Raw genomic sequence first — 22,106 nt, 5'->3', positions numbered from 1 at the left:
TTGATGCTTTATGAAGTGATGGTGGTGGGGGAAGGATGACTCCGCGCTGCGCGCTGCGCGCTTCGCCCTTCGGGTCGTTGCCTGCGGCAACGCTTTCTCGCTGACGCTCGAATCGAACCTTGGTCGAAGCTTCTCATCCTTCCTGCATAGGCAGAATATAGGGCAATAAGGTTTGGTTTCGCTGAAGTGCGGCAGAGAAATGATGGTGGTGGGGGAAGGATTCGAACCTTCGAAGTCGATGACGGCAGATTTACAGTCTGCTCCCTTTGGCCGCTCGGGAACCCCACCAGGGGTATACTAATTTTATGAATCTACAGGAATGAATGGTGGTGGGGGAAGGATTCGAACCTTCGAAGTCGATGACGGCAGATTTACAGTCTGCTCCCTTTGGCCGCTCGGGAACCCCACCACAGGGTATATTCATTATGCTGCTCGCATTCTATAGCGGGAAGGATTATTCGGAGCTAAAGCTCCTCACCCTTCGGGCCGTTGCCTGCGGCAACGTTCTCTCACTATCGCTCGAGTCGAACCTTGAAGTCGATGACGGCAGATTTGCAGTCAGCTCCCTTATGATCGCTCGGGAACCCCACCACGGGGTAATGCTTATTACTGGCCTGCTTCTGTTGGAAGCGGGGCGCATCATAACAGATGATGCGCCCCTGTAAAGTATTCCGTTGATAAAAAAGAACTGGTTGCCTGATTTTTACGCGTAAAGATGTAAAGGTAACCAATTAAATTATCAATCGATTACAGAATGATCGTTCGGTTACCGTAAACAAATACGCGTTGAGCCAGAACCTGATACAGCGCGCGACTTAATACATTTTTTTCAACGTCACGGCCGGCACGCATCATGTCTTCTGCGGTGTAGGTGTGATCAACATGAATTACGTCCTGCATAATGATAGGGCCTTCATCGAGGTTATCATTCACATAGTGGGCCGTTGCGCCAATGATCTTCACCCCGCGCTCGTAAGCCTGGTGGTATGGGCGAGCGCCAATAAACGCCGGCAGGAATGAATGGTGAATATTGATAATCTTATTCGGGAAGCGTGAAACAAAGGTCGGGGTCAGTACGCGCATGTATTTTGCCAGCACGACATAGTCAGGTTGGTGCGCGTCGATAGCATCGGCCATTTTCTGGTCGTGTTCGTCACGGGTTAAACCTTCGTGACTGACCAGTTCAAACGGAATATCAAAGCGCTCAACCAAAGGACGCAGCGTCTCGTGGTTGCCGATCACCGCAGCGATTTCAACATCCAGCCCGCCATAATTGGCCTTCATTAACAGATCGCCCAGACAATGCGCTTCCTTGGTGACCAAAATAACGATACGGCGGCGTCCTGCCGGCGTTAATTCACGGATGGAGCCATCTGGTAAGGCGCTATCAAGATCGGCAAGCAGCGTGACATCATTAAAAATGCCCTCCAGCTCGGTACGCATAAAAAAGCGCCCGGTACGGTGGTCCACGAACTCATTATTCTGCACGATATTCAGTTCATGCTTGTAACAGATATTTGTAATGCGCGCGATCAGACCTTTTTGGTCCGGGCAAATAGTACGCAGCACTTTTCGTTGTAATGAATGCATTTGCAGCGGTGATCCTATTGAGAATGTTTGCAAAATTGATACTGTCGGGCGTTGATTAGCCGCAGCACTTCTTAAATTTTTTACCCGAGCCACAAGGGCAGGTGTCGTTTCGTCCAATTTGAGGGCGTGTACCGTCTATATAGTACCACTGACCGTTTTCTTTTAAAAAACGAGAGCGTTCGATAATTGCGCCAGTTTTTCCCTGTTCAGAAAACCGCGCGACAAAACTGACGTAGCCAATATTTTCTGAATCTGCCGTGTGTTGCTCAAAAATGGTCAGCCCCAGCCATTCGGTATGCGTAAATCCTGCGATAATGTCGTCACGAAACGCAGCGGCATGGCAGTCCGGATGCCAGGTCTTGATAAGGTAATCTGCGTCTTTCATCACAAAAGCGCAGTAACGAGAACGCATGAGGTGTGACGGCGTAGGTGCTACTTGCGCGCCGGACACATAACGGTAGCAACATAGGCTATACTCGACAGCGCTACCACAGGGACAAAGCTGAGACACAAAGTACTCCCTGGAATAAAAAAACGGCGTAAAAACGCCAGGGTGGCACTATGTTAACTGAGCGGTAGCGATGTTGCTACGTCTGCAAGCCAGGGGAAGTTTGTACGTACAATGAGAAAAATTAAAATTGGGCTGGCGCTAGGTTCCGGCGCGGCGCGCGGCTGGTCGCATATCGGCGTGATTAAAGCCCTTAAGCATATGGGGATTGATGTTGATATTGTGGCAGGGTGCTCCATTGGTTCGCTGGTTGGCGCTGCCTACGCCTGCAATAAGTTGCCTGCACTCGAACAGTGGGTTTGTTCATTCAGTTATTGGGACGTCTTACGCCTGATGGATCTCTCCTGGCGCAGGGGAGGACTACTGCGCGGAGAACGTGTGTTCAACCAGTACCGTAATGTCATGCCGGTAGAAGCGATTGAACAATGCACACGCCGTTTCGCAACTGTTGCAACCAATTTAAGTACGGGTCGGGAACTCTGGTTCACCGAAGGTGATTTGCACCTGGCTGTCCGGGCATCTTGCAGTATTCCTGGTCTGATGTCCCCTGTAGCGCATAATGGCTACTGGTTGGTCGATGGCGCAGTGGTGAATCCCGTCCCCGTTTCCCTGACGCGTGCGCTGGGCGCCGATATCGTTATTGCGGTCGACCTGCAACACGATGCGCACCTTATGCAGCAAGATTTACTCTCCTTCAACGTCAGTAGCGATGCTGAATCAGGCGATGGCGCTGACGAACTCTCATGGCATGGCCGTCTGAAAGAGCGTCTGAGCAACATTACGGCGAGGCGGACAGTGACCGCGCCGACGGCGATGGAGATCATGACAACCTCTATTCAGGTTCTGGAAAATCGTCTGAAACGTAACCGTATGGCTGGCGACCCGCCTGATATCCTGATTCAGCCGTTTTGTCCGCAAATATCCACGCTGGATTTCCACCGCGCCAGTGCAGCAATTGCTGCCGGGCAGTTGGCGGTTGAGAAGAAAATGGATGAGCTTCTACCTCTGGTGAAGACCAACGTCTAGGCATTTTTTATCAATACTTAAGTTAAATCTGACAGGCGTGAGTAGCAATAGCATGCCACTATTTATTAAAGCCAGTCAGGGGGGAGAATATGACGCAGCCATTGGTCGGAAAACAGATTCTTATCGTTGAGGATGAGCCGGTATTCCGCTCACTCATGGACTCATGGTTTTCCTCTTTGGGAGCGACAACGGCGGTGGCCGGCGATGGGCTTGAAGCACTGGATTTACTTGGCCATTTTACGCCTGACTTGATGATCTGCGACCTGGCAATGCCACGAATGAACGGTCTTAAACTGGTTGAGTATTTACGCAATCGGGGCGATCAAACGCCAATACTGGTGATTTCAGCGACGGAAAACATGTCTGATATAGCCAAAGCGCTGCGACTCGGTGTGGACGACGTTCTTCTGAAACCGGTGAAGGATCTTAATCGTCTGCGAGAAACGGTTTTTGCGTGCCTGTATCCCAATATGTTCAATTCGCGGGTTGAAGAAGAAGAGCGGCTGTTTCGCGACTGGGATGCCATGGTGGACGATCCTGCCGCTGCAGCAAAGCTGTTGCAGGAGCTACAGCCTCCTGTATCGCAAGTGATTTCACAATGTCGCATAAACTATCGGCAATTGGTTGCCGCCGATCAACCGGGACTGGTGCTGGATATTGCGCCGCTGTCGGATCACGACCTTGCTTTTTATTGTCTGGATGTCACGCGGGCAGGGGATAATGGCGTGCTGGCCGCATTATTACTGCGAGCCCTATTTAACGGTTTGCTGCAGGAGCAACTGACGCAACAAAATCAGCGGCTGCCAGAGTTAGGGGCATTATTGAAACAGGTGAACCATTTGCTGCGTCAGGCTAATTTACCCGGCCAGTTTCCCTTGCTGGTAGGGTATTACCACAGCGGGTTAAAAAACCTGATTCTGGTATCAGCAGGACTGAATGCGACATTAAATACCGGTTCCCATCAGGTACAAATCAGCAATGGCGTACCGTTGGGAACGCTTGGCAATACCTATCTTAATCAGTTGAGCCAGCGCTGTGAGTCATGGCAGTGCCAAATTTGGGGGGCGGGTGGTCGCCTGCGCCTGATGTTGTCTGCGGAATGAACAATTGAGCGAGGGAGGAATGAAATTGCTTCACCTCCCTCATGCTGCGAGTGCTACTATCAGCGCCAGATTTATTCGTATTTGTCTTAATTATACCGACGTGCGTCCTTTTCAGACCAGAGGCTTACCGCTGTACTGATATACTTGGATGCGATACAGATTGATGAACACGTTCAATACATGAACAGTCCAGGAGAGTTTTAAATGGCTGCTATTAATTCAAAAGTCAAAAAGGCCGTTATCCCGGTTGCGGGATTAGGAACCAGGATGTTACCGGCTACGAAGGCAATCCCGAAAGAGATGCTACCGTTGGTTGATAAGCCATTAATTCAGTACGTGGTAAACGAATGTATTGCTGCGGGTATCACTGAAATTGTACTTGTAACTCACTCGTCTAAAAATTCCATTGAAAACCACTTCGATACCAGCTTTGAGTTAGAAGCTATGCTGGAAAAACGTGTAAAACGTCAGCTGCTGGAAGAAGTGCAATCTATTTGTCCGCCGCATGTCACTATTATGCAGGTACGTCAGGGGCTGGCTAAAGGTCTGGGTCACGCAGTATTGTGCGCGCACCCGGTTGTTGGCGATGAACCGGTTGCGGTTATTCTGCCAGACGTAATTCTGGATGAATATGAATCAGATTTATCCCGTGAAAACCTCGCCGAAATGATTCATCGTTTTGATGAAACCGGCAGCAGCCAGATTATGGTCGAGCCCGTAGAAGATGTTACCGCTTATGGCGTAGTGGATTGTAAAGGCGTTGAATTAGCGCCGGGCGAAAGCGTGCCGATGGTTGGCGTTGTTGAAAAGCCGAAAGCGAATGTTGCGCCATCTAATTTGGCAGTCGTGGGCCGCTATGTTCTCAGTGCGGATATCTGGCCTCTGCTGGCAAAAACGCCTCCGGGAGCGGGTGACGAAATTCAGCTCACTGACGCTATCGATATGCTGATTGAAAAAGAAACGGTTGAAGCCTATCACATGAAGGGCAAAAGCCATGACTGTGGTAATAAGCTGGGCTATATGCAGGCGTTCGTTGAATATGGTATTCGCCATAATACCCTCGGCGCTGAATTTAAAGCCTGGCTGGAAGAAGAGATGGGTATTAAGAAGTAACCGCCAGTAATTATCAGGTCAGAGCGGCGCTGTTAATCCAGCGCCGTTTTTTTTATACCTAATCCGGGTAGGGGCCATGCGAAGTACAGGTAAAAAAAATCCCGCCAGTGGCGGGATTTTAAGCAAACCATTTCTGAATTATTCCTTGATCAGGAAATCGTCCAGTTGTTTACCTTGTTCTTCCATCGCTTTTTTGATCACAGCCGGTGTACGACCCTGGCCAGTCCAGGTTTTAGTTTCACCGTTTTCGTCAACATAGCTATATTTAGCCGGACGCGCAGCGCGTTTAGCTTTGGTGCCAGATTTAACAGCAGCCATGCTATTCAGCAGCTCGTTCGGATCAATACCGTCAGCAATCAGCATTTCACGATATTGTTGCAGTTTACGAGTACGTTCTTCAACTTCAGCAGCGGCAGCGCTTTCTTCTTCACGACGCTCGCTAACTACAACTTCTAATTTTTCCAGCATTTCTTCAAGCGTTTCCAGAGTACATTCTCTTGCCTGCGCACGAAGAGTACGGATGTTGTTCAGAATTTTAAGTGCTTCGCTCATTGTAGTAATCTCAAACTTATATTGGGGGTGGTTTGTTGAGCTAATAATAGAGCGATAATTTCAGTTGTGCAATAGCCAGGAATGTAAGGAATTCAAAATTGCGCTTTATTTAGTATCAGAATTAATTCCTCTGTCTTAAATTCTCCGTGATGTTGGGCATAAAAAAGGCTTATTGGCGGGGGGGCTTCTCAACGGTTGAGAGTAAAAATTCAAGATTCAGGTCACATTTTATCGTGTTCAAATAGTATCACTTTGCAGTGATTTCAACCTTTTGTATTAGTTTTGCTTACGTGAATTCGCTATTACATGGCGGCGGTGGGGCGATTCAATAACAATAAGGGAACGGTTTCTTAATTGTCGACCCTTGATAAGCGAGGCCGATCAATTTCATGAGCACTATTTGTGAAAGAATGTGTATATACGGTTCAGCCCCAGCCTGTTTGGGTTAAGACGTCGCGCTATCATACTCCCAGCCATAAAGAGCACCTGCATTCTCTGGTTATTAAGGCGGCGCTGAGCGAGTCGGTACGCTTCTTTATACGTCTTTCGGGACAACGCTGCACCGACATGTTCGTGAAATATGCTACAATCCCGCCCATATTTATTTCCCCAGATGAGGGCCTACGGTCAATGGCACAGCTATATTTTTACTATTCTGCAATGAATGCCGGTAAGTCGACTGCATTGCTGCAATCTTCGTACAATTATCAGGAACGTGGAATGCGCGCTGTAGTATATACAGCGGAAATTGATGACCGTTTTGGCACTGGAAAAGTAAGTTCACGTATAGGTCTGTCGTCACCTGCAAAATTGTTTAACCAAAATTCATCATTGTTCGAAGAGATTCGCGCCGACAATGCGCAGCAAAGAATTCACTGTGTACTGGTTGATGAGTCTCAGTTTCTGACGCGACAACAGGTTTATGAATTATCTGAAGTTGTCGATCGGCTGGATATTCCCGTGTTGTGTTACGGTTTACGCACCGATTTTCGTGGTGAGCTATTCTGCGGCAGTGAATACCTGCTTGCGTGGTCAGATAAGCTGGTTGAATTAAAAACTATTTGCTTCTGTGGCCGTAAGGCCAGCATGGTGCTACGTCTTGATCAGGCCGGAAGACCTTTTAACGAAGGCGAGCAGGTGGTTATAGGCGGAAACGAGCGCTATGTGTCGGTATGCCGTAAGCATTATAAGCAAGCGCAGTCTGAAGGCTCTCTGACGGCAATACAAGAACGACACAGCCACGATTAACCCTATGCGCTTCTGGGCGCTTATAAACACAGGGTAGGCACAACTATTCATGCGTGTCTCTACCCTGTCACACGCTCTTCTGACGCCATCCTGGCTTCCTCCCTGCAAGTAATCTTCACCAGGCCATATCTTACAAGTGGTTGAGTCAGGTATTACCTGATTTTGGTCGTGTAAGGTGCAAAAAAAACGGTCCCGAAAAGGGACCGTTTATAGTCAGACTAAAACTTTTCTGAAGGAATTAAGCGGATTTCTTCGCTTTTTTCTCAGCTTTCGGTGCAGCTACTGCTTCAGCCTTAGCGGTGGTTTCACCTTCGCTGTACTCACGGCCGTAGTAGGTATCCAGCAGAATCTGCTTCAGCTCAGCAATCAGCGGATAACGCGGGTTAGCACCAGTACACTGGTCGTCAAACGCATCTTCAGACAGTTTGTCAACGTGTGCCAGGAAGTCAGCTTCCTGCACGCCAGCTTCACGGATAGACTTAGGAATACCCAGTTCAGCTTTGATTTCGTCCAGCCAGCCCAGCAGTTTCTGGATTTTCGCGGCAGTACGGTCGCCCGGTGCGCTCAGACCCAGGTGGTCGGCGATTTCAGCATAGCGACGACGCGCCTGCGGACGGTCGTACTGGCTGAATGCTGTCTGTTTGGTCGGGTTGTCGTTCGCGTTGTAACGAATAACGTTGCTGATCAGCAGGGCGTTCGCCAAACCGTGAGGAATGTGGAACTGAGAACCCAGCTTGTGCGCCATGGAGTGACATACACCCAGGAAGGCGTTCGCAAATGCGATACCGGCGATGGTCGCTGCACTGTGTACACGCTCACGGGCTACCGGGTTCTTGGAACCTTCGTGGTAGGACGCTGGCAGGTTTTCTTTCAGCAGTTTCAGCGCCTGCAGAGCCTGACCGTCAGAGAACTCAGAAGCCAGTACGGAAACGTAAGCTTCCAGAGCGTGAGTAACGGCATCCAGACCACCGAACGCACACAGGGACTTCGGCATATCCATCACCAGGTTGGCATCGACAATCGCCATATCCGGGGTCAGGGCGTAGTCAGCCAGCGGATATTTCTGACCGGTTGCATCGTCGGTCACAACCGCAAACGGTGTTACTTCAGAACCGGTACCGGAAGTGGTGGTGACGGCGATCATTTTCGCTTTCACGCCCATTTTCGGGAACTTGTAGATACGTTTACGGATATCCATAAAGCGCAGCGCCAGTTCTTCGAAGTGGGTTTCCGGGTGTTCGTACATAACCCACATAATTTTCGCGGCGTCCATCGGGGAACCACCACCCAGCGCGATAATCACGTCTGGTTTGAAGGAGTTAGCCAGCTCAGCGCCTTTACGAACAACGGTCAGAGTCGGGTCAGCTTCAACTTCAAAGAACACTTCGGTTTCAACGCCAGCCGCTTTCAGAACAGAGGTGATCTGGTCAGCATAGCCATTGTTAAACAGGAAGCGGTCGGTCACGATCAGCGCACGTTTGTGACCATCAGTAATCACTTCATCCAGCGCGATTGGCAGAGAGCCACGACGGAAGTAGATAGATTTCGGAAGTTTGTGCCACAACATGTTTTCAGCTCGCTTAGCAACGGTTTTCTTGTTGATCAGGTGCTTAGGACCAACGTTTTCAGAGATGGAGTTACCACCCCAGGAACCACAACCCAGAGTCAGGGAAGGTGCGAGTTTGAAGTTGTACAGGTCACCGATACCACCCTGAGAAGCAGGGGTGTTGATCAGGATACGCGCGGTTTTCATCATCTGACCGAAGTAAGCAACGCGTTCTGGCTGGTTATCCTGGTCGGTGTACAGGCAAGAGGTATGACCGATACCGCCCATCGCAACCAGTTTTTCAGCTTTGTCCACTGCGTCTTCGAAGTCTTTCGCACGATACATAGCCAGCGTCGGAGACAGTTTTTCGTGAGCAAACGGTTCGCTTTCGTCAACAACCTTAACTTCACCAATCAGAATCTTAGTGGTTTCTGGTACGGAGAAGCCTGCCAGTTCAGCAATTTTGTAGGCTGGCTGACCAACGATAGCGGCGTTCAGCGCGCCATTTTTCAGGATAACGTCCTGAACAGCTTTCAGCTCTTTGCCCTGCAGCAGGTAGCCGCCGTGAGTGGCGAAACGCTCACGTACTGCGTCGTATACAGAGTCAACCACGACAACAGACTGTTCAGAAGCACAGATTACGCCGTTATCGAAGGTTTTAGACATCAGAACAGATGCAACAGCACGTTTGATATCAGCGGTTTCGTCGATAACAACAGGGGTGTTACCTGCGCCTACGCCGATTGCCGGTTTACCGGAGCTGTATGCCGCTTTAACCATGCCTGGACCACCGGTCGCAAGGATCAGGTTGATGTCCGGGTGGTGCATCAGCGCGTTAGACAGTTCTACGGAAGGTTGATCGATCCAGCCGATCAAGTCTTTCGGCGCGCCAGCAGCGATTGCCGCCTGCAGAACGATGTCAGCAGCTTTGTTAGTGGCATCTTTAGCACGCGGATGCGGAGAGAAGATGATGGCGTTACGGGTCTTCAGGCTGATCAGCGATTTGAAGATAGCAGTAGAAGTCGGGTTAGTGGTTGGAACGATACCGCAGATGATACCAATCGGTTCAGCAATAGTAATGGTACCGAAAGTGTCGTCTTCAGACAGCACTCCACAGGTTTTTTCATCTTTGTAAGCGTTGTAAATGTATTCAGAAGCAAAGTGGTTTTTAATCACTTTATCTTCGACAATGCCCATGCCAGACTCGGCAACGGCCATTTTCGCGAGAGGGATTCGAGCGTCTGCGGCAGCCAGAGCGGCGGCGCGGAAGATTTTGTCAACCTGTTCTTGAGTGAAACTGGCATATTCACGCTGGGCTTTTTTTACGCGCTCTACAAGTGCGTTAAGTTCAGCGACATTAGTAACAGCCATAATGCTCTCCTGATAATGTTAAACTTTTTTAGTAAATCATCTGCTCGATACGAGAGTATAGACAGACCGACGAAAATTTGTGTAACGGTTTGAAAATCAAACGGTTAATTAACGTCCACTTTACCTTGATTTACTAAAAGAGCTTATACGCAAGCGCCAGATAACTTTTACGCTTTACCTCCAGGGGACGTAAGCAAGGTTACTCACTTCTGAGTAGTAATTGCGTGATCTGGATCAAGATTTCGCAAAGCTGACACCTTTCAGCAGGCCCTTTTAGCGTTTCTCGGTAAGTGTTAAAAAATTGAGGTGGTGAATGCTAATCACATTAGCATATTTAATACATATTAATAACACTAAGTATTAGTAGCGTATTTACGTAGATATACGCAGATAGAAGGTGAAGTATGCTGACAAAAGGCGTATCTTCAGCGCGGATTTTTCCAATTTTTATGACTCATTTTATCCGGCTAACGCTTCGGAGCTAACCGTGATCCAAACGCTATTTGATTTTCCTGTTTATTTTAAATTTTTTATTGGGTTATTTGCCCTGGTTAACCCGGTAGGGATCATCCCGGTCTTTATCAGTATGACCAGCTACCAAACTGCGGCTGCGCGAAACAAAACCAATCTCACGGCAAACCTGTCGGTCGCTATCATCCTGTGGACTTCGCTGTTCCTGGGCGACGGTATCCTGCAACTTTTCGGTATCTCTATAGATTCGTTCAGGATTGCCGGCGGTATTCTGGTTGTGACTATCGCGATGTCGATGATTAGTGGCAAACTTGGCGAAGATAAGCAGAACAAACAGGAAAAATCAGAAACCGCCATTCGTGAAAGCATTGGCGTGGTGCCGTTGGCATTGCCCCTGATGGCGGGACCGGGGGCAATTAGCTCGACCATCGTTTGGGGGACGCGTTACCACAGTGCGATTAATCTGTTTGGCTTTTTTATCGCGATTGCGTTGTTTGCCTTGTGTTGTTGGGGGCTGTTTCGCATGGCGCCGTGGTTAGTGCGCTTGCTGGGGCAAACGGGGATCAACGTTATTACGCGTATTATGGGGCTGTTACTCATGGCCTTAGGGATTGAATTCATTGTTACTGGTATCAAATCCATTTTCCCCGGTTTGCTTGCCTGATATTCCTTCTTCACTATAAACGGAGCCGCTGTTGGCTCCGTTTCCTTTCATTATCAGTAAAACTTCTCACTAAAGTTGATAATCAGCATAACAGTAATGAAAAATGCTGATGGTTAACGATTTAGTTATTCATTGATTTTATGGATATAACACTCAGCACTGCGTCAGAGGGAGCACGATATTGCTGTTATTTTATTAACATCATACTCTGGGGCTTGCTGTGGGATTATCGAAATGTTATTAGTTATTTCAGCGTTTTTTTTAGATGAATGTGCTAATTAATAATCAATTGTTAAATTTATGTGCATTTTGGCATGGTGTTGATACCGGACAGGGACGTCAACTATGCCCATCAGCCAATCCATTGATTATTAATGTTTTATTGCCATGAATTTTCATTCGTAAGCCTTTGTCAGCGAGATTTATTTCTAATAAAAGAGAATTGGTTAACAAATTTGTAAAATGTATTGGCGGTGAAGAAACGCATTTGGTACTTTCCGGCCAGGTATTTTGCAGAAGAATTGACGTTGATGAGAATGATTTTCACTTGTTTTCTCTCAACAGGGTAATAGCGTGTTTCCGGCAGGGGAGACACGTAGATAATCGACGCAAGGCGGTCGTACGAATCGCCAGAATAAATAAAGTCGGTGATAGCAAGCAGTAAAACAATAAACCACCTGACGGCAGAAAATCTCCGGTGCCGTACAGGGATCCTGACAGGATTAACAGTCTGGTTAAAAAACCAGCCATAATAATGAGGGAGTACAAACACAATGACGAACATCACTAAAAAAAGTTTAGTAGCTGCGGGGATCCTCACTGCGCTAATCGCTGGAAATGTGGCCACGGCGGCAGTTGTGCCAGCGGGTGTGCAGCTTGCTGAAAAGCAGACTCTGGTGCGTAATAACGGTTCGGAAGTTCAGTCTCTCGATCCACATAAAATCGAAGGGGTGCCGGAATCCAACATTAACCGGGACCTGTTTGAAGGTTTATTAATCAGCGATGTCGATGGCAAACCATCGCCGGGCGTGGCTGAGAAATGGGACAATAAAGATTTTAAAGTCTGGACGTTCCATCTGCGTAAAGATGCTAAATGGTCTGACGGTACACCTGTTACCGCGCAAGATTTTGTGTACAGCTGGCAACGTTTGGCTAACCCAAATACTGCCTCACCGTACGCCAGTTATTTGCAGTACGGTCATATCGTCAATATTGATGACATCATCGCCGGTAAAAAGCCGGTCACCGATCTCGGTGTGAAAGCGATTGATGATCATACTTTTGAAGTAACCCTGAGCGAACCTGTTCCTTATTTCTACAAACTGCTCGTGCACTCTTCCGTTTCACCTGTTCCTAAAGCCGCCGTTGAAAAATACGGCGATAAGTGGACTCAGCCCGCCAACATTGTCACTAACGGTGCGTATAAACTGAAGGACTGGGTGGTTAACGAGCGCATTGTGCTTGAGCGTAATACCAACTACTGGGACAACGCCAAAACCGTTATTAACCAGGTGACCTACCTGCCAATTTCTTCTGAAGTGACTGACGTTAACCGCTATCGCAGCGGTGAAATCGACATGACCTATAACAACATGCCGATCGAGTTATTCCAGAAACTGAAAAAAGAGATCCCGAGCGAAGTTCACGTTGACCCGTATCTGTGCACCTATTATTACGAAATCAACAACCAGAAAGCACCGTTCAACGATGTTCGTGTTCGTACCGCTCTGAAGCTGGCGATGGATCGTGACATCATCGTCAACAAAGTGAAAAACCAGGGCGACCTGCCTGCCTATAGCTTTACCCCTCCTTACACCGATGGCGCGAAACTGGTCGAGCCAGAGTGGTTCAAATGGTCACAGGAAAAACGTAATGAAGAAGCGAAGAAACTGCTGGCTGAAGCCGGTTATACCGCTGAAAAACCGTTGACCTTTGACCTGCTGTATAACACCTCAGACCTGCACAAGAAACTGGCTATCGCCGCGGCATCTATCTGGAAGAAAAATCTGGGCGCTAACGTCAAGCTGGAAAACCAGGAGTGGAAAACATTCCTCGATACGCGTCATCAGGGCAACTATGATGTTTCACGTGCGGGCTGGTGCGCGGATTACAACGAACCAACTTCCTTCCTGAATATGGTGCTGTCCGACAGCTCCAACAACACGGTTCACTATAAGAGCCCTGCATTTGACAAGCTGATTGCAGATACCCTGAAAGTGACAGATGAAGCGCAGCGCAGTGAGCTGTATTCGAAAGCGGAGCAGCAACTGGATAAAGATTCTGCGATTGTACCGGTTTATTACTATGTTAACGCCCGCCTGGTGAAACCATGGGTTGGCGGATACTCCGGTAAAGACCCGATGGATAATATCCATGTAAAAGACTTGTATATTATCAAGCATTAATGGCAAGACGTGGGGCAATCAATTTTGCCCCACAGTGTCTTTTTTCATCGCACTATTCACACCTCTTCGAATGAAAAGGGGGATACCCTAAATAATTCGAGCTGCAGGAAGGCGGCGACGCAACGAATCCCCGGGAGCTTACGAGTAGTAAGTGACCGGGGTGAGTGAGAAAGCCAACGCACCTGCGACTGGAAGTATGACGGGTATAAAGGCACACGCCGGAAGGTACGGGTTATGTTGAAATTTATATTACGTCGCTGTCTGGAAGCGATTCCGACGCTGTTTATTCTTATTACGATTTCATTCTTTATGATGCGCCTTGCGCCGGGAAGCCCATTCACCGGGGAACGCGCATTGCCGCCAGAAGTGCTGGCTAATATAGAAGCGAAATATCATCTCAACGATCCCATCTCCACACAGTATTTCAGCTACCTGAAACAACTGGCGCATGGCGATTTTGGGCCATCTTTTAAATATAAAGATTACACGGTTAACGACCTTGTCGCTTCAAGTTTTCCGGTGTCAGCGAAGCTTGGCGCAGCGGCCTTTATTCTGGCGGTGCTCGTCGGCGTTAGCGCAGGGGTGATCGCCGCGCTGAAGCAAAATACGCGCTGGGACTACACGGTAATGGGGGTCGCGATGACCGGGGTGGTTATCCCCAGTTTCGTCGTTGCTCCCTTATTGGTCATGATATTTGCCATAACGTTGAAATGGCTGCCCGGCGGTGGCTGGAACGGCGGGGCGTTGAAATTTATGATCCTGCCGATGGTGGCGTTATCGCTCGCCTATATCGCCAGTATCGCCCGTATTACCCGCGGCTCAATGATTGAAGTGCTGCACTCAAACTTTATTCGTACCGCGCGCGCCAAAGGGCTGCCGATGCGGCGGATTATTTTCCGCCATGCGTTAAAACCTGCGCTGCTACCCGTGCTGTCTTATATGGGACCGGCATTTGTCGGCATAATCACTGGTTCAATGGTCATTGAAACCATCTATGGTTTGCCGGGCATTGGGCAACTGTTCGTCAATGGCGCCTTAAATCGCGATTATTCGCTGGTCCTGAGTCTGACCATTCTGGTCGGTACGCTGACTATCGTGTTTAACGCGATTGTCGATGTGCTGTATGCCGTTATCGATCCGAAGATTCGTTACTGATACTGGAGCTCGCTATGATGTTAAGTAAGAAAAACAGCGAGGCGCTGGAGAATTTCAGTGAAAAGCTGGAGGTCGAAGGTCGCAGCCTGTGGCAGGACGCGCGTCGCCGTTTTATGCATAACCGCGCGGCGGTGGCAAGCCTGGTGGTGCTGGTGATTATTGCGCTGTTTGTGACGCTGGCGCCGATGCTGTCGCAGTTTACCTACTTTGATACCGACTGGGGAATGATGTCCAGCGCGCCGGATATGGAGTCCGGGCACTACTTTGGCACCGACTCATCGGGTCGCGACCTGCTGGTGCGTGTGGCGATTGGCGGGCGCATCTCGCTGATGGTTGGCATTGCCGCCGCGTTGGTGGCGGTCGTGGTTGGCACGCTGTATGGTTCTTTGTCGGGTTATCTCGGCGGTAAAATCGACTCGGTAATGATGCGCCTGCTGGAAATCCTCAACTCCTTCCCGTTCATGTTCTTCGTGATCCTGCTGGTGACCTTCTTTGGACAAAACATCCTGCTGATTTTTGTCGCTATCGGAATGGTTTCCTGGCTGGATATGGCGCGTATCGTGCGTGGACAAACGCTGAGTCTGAAGCGCAAAGAGTTTATTGAGGCGGCGCAAGTCGGCGGGGTGTCTACCGTGCGCATCGTTATCCGTCATATTGTGCCAAACGTATTGGGGGTTGTGGTGGTCTACGCCTCGTTGCTGGTGCCCAGCATGATCCTGTTTGAGTCTTTCCTGAGTTTTCTGGGATTAGGGACGCAGGAGCCGTTAAGTAGCTGGGGCGCATTGCTGAGTGATGGCGCCAACTCAATGGAAGTATCGCCATGGCTGTTGCTGTTCCCGGCCGGTTTCCTGGTGGTTACTTTGTTCTGTTTTAACTTTATTGGCGATGGCCTGCGTGATGCCCTCGACCCGAAAGACCGTTAAGGAGCGCCGCCATGAGCGTAATTGAGACCGCAACCGCGCCGCTCGCGCAACAACAGGCTAACGCACTGCTGAACGTTAAGGATTTGCGCGTGACGTTTGCCACCCCCGATGGCGATGTTACTGCAGTAAACGATTTAAACTTTTCCCTGCGAGCCGGAGAAACGTTGGGTATTGTGGGTGAGTCCGGTTCGGGCAAATCGCAAACCGCGTTTGCCCTGATGGGGCTGCTGGCGGCGAATGGCCGTATCGGAGGTTCCGCTACGTTTAACGGGCGTGAAATATTGAATTTACCGGAGCACGAGCTGAACAAACTGCGCGCCGAGCAAATCTCAATGATTTTTCAGGATCCGATGACCTCTCTGAATCCGTACATGCGGGTCGGAGAGCAACTGATGGAAGTTCTCATGCTGCACAAAGGCATGAGTAAAGCAGAAGCGTTTGAAGAGTCAGTAAAAATGCTGGATGCGGTGAAAATGCCGGAAGCGCGCAAGCGCATGAAAATGTATCCGCATGAATTCTCTGGCGGAATGCGTCAGCGCGTAATGATCGCCATGGCGCTGCTGTGCAGACCAAAATTATTGATCGCCGATGAGCCGACTACCGCGCTCGATGTTACGGTACAGGCGCAAATTATGACGCTGCTGAATGAACTGAAAAGTGAATTTAACACCGCAATTATCATGATCACCCACGATCTGGGGGTTGTCGCCGGTATTTGTGACAAAGTGCTGGTGATGTACGCCGGACGAACCATGGAATATGGCAGTGCACGGGATGTCTTTTATAAGCCCGTTCATCCGTATTCAATTGGTTTGCTGAATGCCGTACCGCGTCTGGACGCCGAAGGGGAAGAGATGTTGACTATCCCGGGCAACCCGCCGAACCTGCTGCGTCTGCCAAAAGGCTGTCCGTTCCAGCCGCGTTGCCCGCATGCGATGGAAATCTGTAGCAGTGCCCCACCACTGGAGGAATTTAGTCCGGGCCGTCTGCGCGCCTGCTTTAAACCGGTGGAGGAACTGGTATGAATACGGTCACCGAACAACGAAAAGTACTCCTTGAAATTGCCGATCTCAAAGTCCATTTCGACATTAAGGATGGTAAGCAGTGGTTCTGGCAACCGTCGAAATCCCTGAAAGCGGTTGATGGCGTCACCCTGCGATTGTATGAAGGTGAAACCCTTGGCGTGGTGGGGGAATCCGGCTGCGGAAAATCGACCTTTGCCCGGGCGATTATCGGTCTGGTGAAAGCCACTGATGGAAAGGTCGCCTGGCTGGGGAAAGATTTGTTGGGTATGAAACCTGATGAATGGCGGGAGATGCGCAGTGATATCCAGATGATTTTCCAGGATCCGCTGGCGTCATTAAACCCGCGTATGACCATTGGTGAAATTATTGCCGAGCCGCTGCGGACTTATCATCCGAAACTGTCGGGGCAGGAAGTCCGTGACCGCGTGAAGGCAATGATGATGAAGGTTGGGTTGCTGCCAAACCTGATTAACCGTTACCCGCATGAGTTTTCCGGCGGCCAATGTCAGCGTATCGGTATTGCCCGCGCGCTGATTCTCGAACCGAAACTGATTATCTGTGATGAACCGGTTTCTGCGCTGGACGTATCCATTCAGGCTCAGGTCGTCAACCTCCTGCAGCAGCTACAGCGTGAAATGGGGTTGTCATTAATTTTCATTGCCCACGACCTGGCGGTGGTTAAGCATATCTCCGATCGTGTACTGGTGATGTATCTCGGACACGCAGTGGAATTAGGCACCTATGACGAGGTGTACCATAATCCGCTGCACCCTTATACCAAAGCGCTAATGTCTGCTGTGCCCATCCCCGATCCGGATATGGAAAGGAACAAAGTTATCCAGTTGCTGGAAGGCGAGTTGCCGTCGCCGATTAATCCTCCTTCGGGCTGTGTGTTCCGTACGCGCTGCCCGATTGCCGGACCAGAGTGTGCAAAAACACGCCCGGTACTCGAAGGCAGTTTTCGACACGCCGTTTCCTGCCTGAAAGTAGACCCGCTATAATCGTGAGGGCTGACAAAGGTCAGCCCTTCTTTTTGGTGAGGTATTTGTGTCTGGCTTAGTTTCTTCTGTTCGCCGTACGCTTTATCGTACATTATTTGATTTAGACACACGCTCGGGGCGCCGTTTTGAAGGTATGTGCGCACTGTTCGCGCTGCTCAGCGTGATTGTTATCTTCGTTGAGTCCGGGGTCGGGACGCAATACCATTTGACCTTTGAGGAGTGGCGCGTATTTGTCTGGCTGGAAGTCTTTATCACTCTGGTCTTTACTCTCGAATATCTGTTGCGATTATGCTGCTGGGCTAATCCCGCTAAATATGTATTTAGCTTCTGGGGGATTATTGATCTTGCCACCATTCTGCCACTGTATGTGATGTGGTTATGGCCGGAAATCAGTCTGAGTTATGTTTTCGCCTGGCGGGCGATGCGTGTCCTGCGTGTACTGCGAATTCTCAAACTGCTGCGCTTTATGCCTTCTCTGCGTATATTCTGGAGCGCAATAAAAAGCGCGCGTCATCAGCTAATCTTGTTCTATTCATTTATTGCCATTCTGATGATTGTATTCGGCGCGCTAATGTATCTGATTGAAGGACCCAAATATGGTTTTAGTACGCTGAATGCATCAGTGTATTGGGCCATCGTCACGGTAACCACCGTCGGCTATGGCGATATCACGCCCCACACGCCGCTCGGGCGCATGGTAGCGTCAGTGCTGATTTTGATCGGTTATTCCGTGATTGCGATCCCGACAGGTTTGATAACGACGCATATGAGCAGTGCGTTCCAGCATCGGCAGAATCAGCGTAAATGTCCGCAGTGTCAGCAAAGTCAGCATGAGCACAGCGCGCAGTTTTGTAACCGGTGCGGAAGCAAATTACCGGGCTAAAAGTAAAAAAGCTGCGAGAGCAGCTTTTTTTAATTATTCGCGCCAGAGAATGTGGCAGAGCTTGTGATCTTTTTCGCGACACAACAGAACGCGGGCAAAAATATCGTTAATCTCGCCGTCTTCTGTATCTGCCAGACCAATCACCACTTCGGCAAAGAAGTCAGGATTCAGGTCAAAATCGACGTGTTCCTGCCAGTCTTCCGCCGGGTCAAATAATTCTGCACCGCCGCGCTCTTCAAACTGCAAATTGAACAGAATGATATCTGCCGGATCGAGGTTGTCCGCAGCCAGTTCGAGAAAAATATCGTAAGCCTGCTCAAGCGTTTCGTCTTCGGTCAGGCGGTTGTTCAAATCCATATCCATAATGACTACCTGTTTACTGTCTGATTGGCACGTTTTACAGCAACGGGCTAAAGAAGTAAAACAGTCGCTCGGCAATCCGCTGCCAGAGTGGTCGTTTTACCCACAAACGAGCGTCAAGAAGGCGTGAACGAGAAATATAATCATCCTGCACTGCGGCGAGGTCGCCCCCGAATCCTGCGTCATCAATAACCAGCGTGATTTCAAAATTCAGCCACAAACTGCGCATATCCAGGTTAACGGTACCGACCAGGCTCAGTTCGCCATCAACCAGTACGCTCTTGGTGTGCAGCAAGCCGCCTTCGAACTGATATATTTTGACGCCCGCAGCCAGCAGTTCGGTGAAAAATGCCCGGCTTGCCCAGCCAACCAGCAGGGAATCATTCTTACGCGGAAGAATGATACTGACGTCGACCCCACGCTGTGCGGCCGTACAGATCGCATGCAGTAAATCATCGCTGGGGACGAAATAGGGCGTGGTCATAATTAAATATTCACGCGCCGAATAAGCAGCGGTTAATAGCGCCTGATGGATCAAATCTTCAGGGAAACCTGGTCCCGACGCGATAGTGTGAATGGTGTGACCGCTGGCCTGCTCAAACGGCATGATATTGACGTCCGGCGGCGGGGGTAAAATGCGTTTCCCGGTTTCAATTTCCCAGTCGCAGGAATAGACGATGCCCATCGCGGTGGCAACAGGTCCTTCCATTCTCGCCATTAAATCGACCCATTGACCCACGCCCGCATCCTGCTTAAAGAAGCGCGGGTCGACCATGTTCATGCTGCCAGTATAAGCAATATAGTTGTCGATCATCACCATCTTACGGTGTTGGCGCAGGTCCATCCGGCGCAAAAACACACGCATCAGGTTAACCTTGAGGGCTTCGACGACTTCAATACCCGCGTTACGCATCATCGCCGCCCACGGGCTGCGGAAGAATGCCACGCTGCCCGCAGAGTCCAGCATCAGGCGGCAGTGAACGCCTCTTCTGGCGGCCGCCATTAACGACTCGGCAACCTGATCGGCCATACCTCCCGGTTGCCAGATGTAGAACACCATCTCGATATTATGACGCGCCAGTTGAATATCACGGATCAGCGCCTGCATCACGTCATCGGAACTGGTGAGCAGCTGCAGTTGATTCCCCTTAACGCCGGCGATTCCCTGACGACGCTCGCACAGCTTAAATAATGAAGAAGCAACGCTGCTGTTTTCCTGTGCGAAAATATGTTCACAGGCTTTGAGGTCGTTCAGCCATTTGGCCGTGGAAGGCCACATTGCCCGGGCGCGTTCGGCGCGGCGTTTACCCAGGTGGAGTTCACCGAAGGACAGATAAGCTATGATCCCTACCAATGGCAGTATATAGATGATCAACAGCCATGCCATTGCGGAGGGCACTGCGCGTCGCTTCATTAGAATGCGTAATGTGACGCCAGCAATGAGTACCCAGTAACCCAGAATGACCAGCCAACTCACCACGGTGTAGAAGGTTGTCATAAATTTAAAAATCCTTTTGAAAGCGTATTGTTAAGAGTTTACGCATCAGGATAAATCTGGCAAATAAAAACACGGGAAAACCACTGGCCTGCATTCGGTGTGGCGTTATAATGGCCGCTCAGTGACTGGAAGAGTAGTTAACATGAAGCGTAGTAGAACGGAAGTGGGACGCTGGCGGATGCAGCGTCAGGCTAGCCGCCGTAAAGCACGTTGGCTTGAAGGACAATCGCGTCGTAACATGCGTATCCATAGCATCAGAAAGTGTATTCTGAATCATCAACGTAACTCGTTGCTGTTTGCAATCCACAGTATCTGATCTCAAAAGGGCACCGCTGGTGGTGCCCAATGTCTGCTTTCGTTCTGTTTTTAAAATACTTTCTTGTACGGTTTTACTGAAACCTGCGCGTAAACGCCTGCTGCGACATAGGGGTCGGCTTCTGCCCACGCCTGCGCTGCTTCTAAAGATTCAAATTCTGCAATCACCGTCGAGCCGGTAAACCCCGCGACACCCGGATCGTTACTGTCAACTGCTGGCATCGGTCCTGCCGTGAGCAGTCGTCCTTCGTCATGCAGGAGTTGCAGACGGGCCAGATGAGCAGGGCGCACGGAAAGGCGTTTGTCGAGAGAGTCTGCGATATCTTGAGCATAAATAACGTACAGCACGGGTAGAGCTCCTTAATCGGTAAAAGTCGTTAATTACGTTATTGGAAAGGCATGCCAACTGCAACGTAAAGATAACGGATTTGTTAAGACCACATTGTGATGAAGGTTTTTTTACATAAAATCGTGTTTTAAATGCGGCTTACTGCCCAGGTCTTATTGAATATGATTGCTATTTGCATTTAAAATCAGGGCCTGGTTTTTTAACTGAAACGATTATGACTTCAATGACCCTTGATTTACCTCGTCGCTTTCCCTGGCCAACGTTACTTTCCGTCGGCATCCATGGTGCTGTAGTGGCGGGTCTATTGTATACCTCGGTACATCAGGTTATTGAACTGCCTGCGCCAGCGCAGCCGATCTCCGTTACCATGGTCGCGCCTGCCGATCTCGAACCGCCTCAGGCCGTTCAGCCGCCGCCGGAACCCGTAGTCGAGCCAGAACCGGAACCAGAGCCAATCCCGGAGCCGCCAAAAGAGGCGCCGGTAGTGATTGAGAAACCGAAGCCCAAGCCTAAACCGAAGCCAAAACCGGTGAAAAAAGTGGTAGAGCAGCCCAAACCTGATGCTAAACCCGCAGAGCCGCGCCCGGCATCCCCATTTGAAAATACGGCGCCTGCGCGCCCAACGACCAGTAGCGCGCCGGCAACCAGTAAAGCAGCAGTAAGTGCGCCAGCAGGTCCTCGCGCCTTAAGCCGTAATCAGCCGCAGTATCCTGCGCGAGCGCAAGCGCTGCGCATAGAAGGTCGTGTTAAAGTTAAATTTGATGTGACGCCGGATGGCCGTGTTGAAAACGTGGAAATTCTGTCCGCGCAGCCGGCGAATATGTTTGAGCGTGAAGTGAAAAATGCGATGCGCAGATGGCGCTATGAGGCCGGGAAACCAGGTTCCGGACTGGTAGTGAATATTGTGTTCCGTCTGAACGGCGCAACGCAGATTGAATAATACGCAGGCCGGATTTGGCGGTTCGCCGCCATCCGGCAATAAGCAATGAATTGAGTGATT

The 22,106-nt window shown here is 49.8% G+C and carries 20 protein-coding genes, 2 tRNA genes and 2 other RNA genes; 13 read left to right on the top strand and 11 right to left on the bottom strand.

The window, feature by feature from the left end:
- Window positions 1-19 precede the first annotated feature (19 nt).
- The 6 genes from FOB24_RS14590 to FOB24_RS14565 form a co-directional block, all read right to left on the bottom strand.
- Window positions 20-158: non-coding RNA, RtT sRNA (locus FOB24_RS14590), on the bottom strand.
- A 45-nt stretch (window positions 159-203) separates the two neighbouring features.
- Window positions 204-288 (bottom strand) — tRNA-Tyr (locus FOB24_RS14585).
- A 36-nt stretch (window positions 289-324) separates the two neighbouring features.
- A tRNA-Tyr gene (locus tag FOB24_RS14580) sits at window positions 325-409 on the bottom strand.
- Window positions 410-437: 28 nt separating this feature from the next.
- Window positions 438-579, bottom strand: a non-coding RNA gene (locus FOB24_RS14575) — RtT sRNA.
- 168 nt (window positions 580-747) lie between these two features.
- The gene (gene purU, locus FOB24_RS14570; protein ID WP_006684274.1) at window positions 748-1,590 is read right to left on the bottom strand and encodes a formyltetrahydrofolate deformylase; all 843 of its coding nucleotides are present in this window, start codon (window positions 1,588-1,590) and stop codon (window positions 748-750) included.
- 55 nt (window positions 1,591-1,645) lie between these two features.
- Window positions 1,646-2,101, bottom strand: coding sequence for a YchJ family protein (locus FOB24_RS14565; RefSeq protein ID WP_150345092.1), 456 nt, complete (start codon window positions 2,099-2,101; stop codon window positions 1,646-1,648).
- Window positions 2,102-2,212: 111 nt separating this feature from the next.
- Here FOB24_RS14565 and rssA point away from each other — a divergent pair, with 111 nt between their 5' ends.
- From rssA to galU, 3 genes are all read left to right on the top strand, one after another.
- Window positions 2,213-3,124 (top strand): patatin-like phospholipase RssA, encoded by a 912-nt coding sequence (gene rssA, locus FOB24_RS14560; protein ID WP_069324649.1) that lies wholly within the window; start codon window positions 2,213-2,215, stop codon window positions 3,122-3,124.
- Between the two features lie 89 nt (window positions 3,125-3,213).
- On the top strand, window positions 3,214-4,227 hold the full coding sequence (gene rssB / locus FOB24_RS14555; protein WP_038641109.1) for a two-component system response regulator RssB: 1,014 nt from the start codon (window positions 3,214-3,216) through the stop codon (window positions 4,225-4,227).
- 204 nt (window positions 4,228-4,431) lie between these two features.
- Window positions 4,432-5,340, top strand: a complete 909-nt coding sequence (gene galU / locus FOB24_RS14550) for a UTP--glucose-1-phosphate uridylyltransferase GalU (RefSeq protein WP_038641107.1) — start codon at window positions 4,432-4,434, stop codon at window positions 5,338-5,340.
- Window positions 5,341-5,478: 138 nt separating this feature from the next.
- Here the strand turns inward: galU and hns are convergent, their stop codons facing one another.
- Complete coding sequence (gene hns / locus FOB24_RS14545) at window positions 5,479-5,892, bottom strand: histone-like nucleoid-structuring protein H-NS (protein WP_003020723.1); 414 nt, start codon at window positions 5,890-5,892, stop codon at window positions 5,479-5,481.
- Window positions 5,893-6,522: 630 nt separating this feature from the next.
- Here hns and tdk point away from each other — a divergent pair.
- Window positions 6,523-7,140, top strand: a complete 618-nt coding sequence (tdk, locus tag FOB24_RS14540; protein ID WP_038641106.1) for a thymidine kinase — start codon at window positions 6,523-6,525, stop codon at window positions 7,138-7,140.
- A 238-nt stretch (window positions 7,141-7,378) separates the two neighbouring features.
- On the opposite strand, the gene adhE is transcribed toward tdk, so the two are convergent.
- The gene (adhE, locus tag FOB24_RS14535; protein ID WP_038641104.1) at window positions 7,379-10,057 is read right to left on the bottom strand and encodes a bifunctional acetaldehyde-CoA/alcohol dehydrogenase; all 2,679 of its coding nucleotides are present in this window, start codon (window positions 10,055-10,057) and stop codon (window positions 7,379-7,381) included.
- 487 nt (window positions 10,058-10,544) lie between these two features.
- Between adhE and ychE the strand changes: the two genes are divergently transcribed.
- The 7 genes from ychE (at window position 10,545) to FOB24_RS14495 (ending at window position 18,584) form a co-directional block, all read left to right on the top strand.
- Window positions 10,545-11,192: an NAAT family transporter YchE gene (gene ychE, locus FOB24_RS14530; protein WP_038643209.1), complete on the top strand. Its 648-nt coding sequence runs from the start codon at window positions 10,545-10,547 to the stop codon at window positions 11,190-11,192.
- A gap of 773 nt (window positions 11,193-11,965) precedes the next feature.
- On the top strand, window positions 11,966-13,597 hold the full coding sequence (oppA, locus tag FOB24_RS14520) for an oligopeptide ABC transporter substrate-binding protein OppA (protein ID WP_150345091.1): 1,632 nt from the start codon (window positions 11,966-11,968) through the stop codon (window positions 13,595-13,597).
- Between the two features lie 234 nt (window positions 13,598-13,831).
- Window positions 13,832-14,752: an oligopeptide ABC transporter permease OppB gene (gene oppB / locus FOB24_RS14515; protein WP_003020708.1), complete on the top strand. Its 921-nt coding sequence runs from the start codon at window positions 13,832-13,834 to the stop codon at window positions 14,750-14,752.
- Between the two features lie 14 nt (window positions 14,753-14,766).
- On the top strand, window positions 14,767-15,675 hold the full coding sequence (oppC, locus tag FOB24_RS14510; protein ID WP_008784950.1) for an oligopeptide ABC transporter permease OppC: 909 nt from the start codon (window positions 14,767-14,769) through the stop codon (window positions 15,673-15,675).
- An 11-nt stretch (window positions 15,676-15,686) separates the two neighbouring features.
- The gene (gene oppD / locus FOB24_RS14505) at window positions 15,687-16,700 is read left to right on the top strand and encodes a murein tripeptide/oligopeptide ABC transporter ATP-binding protein OppD (protein ID WP_038641097.1); all 1,014 of its coding nucleotides are present in this window, start codon (window positions 15,687-15,689) and stop codon (window positions 16,698-16,700) included.
- The gene (oppF, locus tag FOB24_RS14500) at window positions 16,697-17,701 is read left to right on the top strand and encodes a murein tripeptide/oligopeptide ABC transporter ATP-binding protein OppF (protein ID WP_150345090.1); all 1,005 of its coding nucleotides are present in this window, start codon (window positions 16,697-16,699) and stop codon (window positions 17,699-17,701) included. Before oppD ends, oppF begins: the two co-directional genes overlap by 4 nt.
- A gap of 46 nt (window positions 17,702-17,747) precedes the next feature.
- Entirely contained in the window at window positions 17,748-18,584 is an 837-nt protein-coding gene (locus tag FOB24_RS14495; protein ID WP_038641095.1) for an ion transporter, read from the top strand.
- Between the two features lie 33 nt (window positions 18,585-18,617).
- Here FOB24_RS14495 and FOB24_RS14490 read toward each other — a convergent pair whose 3' ends face one another.
- Window positions 18,618-18,947, bottom strand: coding sequence for an HI1450 family dsDNA-mimic protein (locus tag FOB24_RS14490; protein WP_003020691.1), 330 nt, complete (start codon window positions 18,945-18,947; stop codon window positions 18,618-18,620).
- A gap of 34 nt (window positions 18,948-18,981) precedes the next feature.
- On the bottom strand, window positions 18,982-20,442 hold the full coding sequence (cls, locus tag FOB24_RS14485) for a cardiolipin synthase (RefSeq protein ID WP_038641094.1): 1,461 nt from the start codon (window positions 20,440-20,442) through the stop codon (window positions 18,982-18,984).
- Between the two features lie 142 nt (window positions 20,443-20,584).
- Here cls and FOB24_RS14480 point away from each other — a divergent pair, with 142 nt between their 5' ends.
- Window positions 20,585-20,758, top strand: a complete 174-nt coding sequence (locus tag FOB24_RS14480; RefSeq protein WP_087856120.1) for a YciY family protein — start codon at window positions 20,585-20,587, stop codon at window positions 20,756-20,758.
- Between the two features lie 50 nt (window positions 20,759-20,808).
- Here FOB24_RS14480 and FOB24_RS14475 read toward each other — a convergent pair whose 3' ends face one another.
- On the bottom strand, window positions 20,809-21,105 hold the full coding sequence (locus FOB24_RS14475) for a YciI family protein (RefSeq protein WP_006684292.1): 297 nt from the start codon (window positions 21,103-21,105) through the stop codon (window positions 20,809-20,811).
- A gap of 224 nt (window positions 21,106-21,329) precedes the next feature.
- On the opposite strand from FOB24_RS14475, the gene tonB reads away from it, so the two are divergent.
- Window positions 21,330-22,046 carry a TonB system transport protein TonB gene (gene tonB / locus FOB24_RS14470; protein ID WP_150345579.1) on the top strand — a complete coding sequence of 239 codons (717 nt, stop codon included), beginning with the start codon at window positions 21,330-21,332 and terminating at the stop codon, window positions 22,044-22,046.
- Window positions 22,047-22,106: the final 60 nt, after the last annotated feature.

Origin of the sequence: Citrobacter werkmanii, assembly GCF_008693645.1 — a bacterium.
Lineage (GTDB): Bacteria > Pseudomonadota > Gammaproteobacteria > Enterobacterales > Enterobacteriaceae > Citrobacter > Citrobacter werkmanii.
This window is presented reverse-complemented; position numbering and strand designations above follow the sequence as displayed.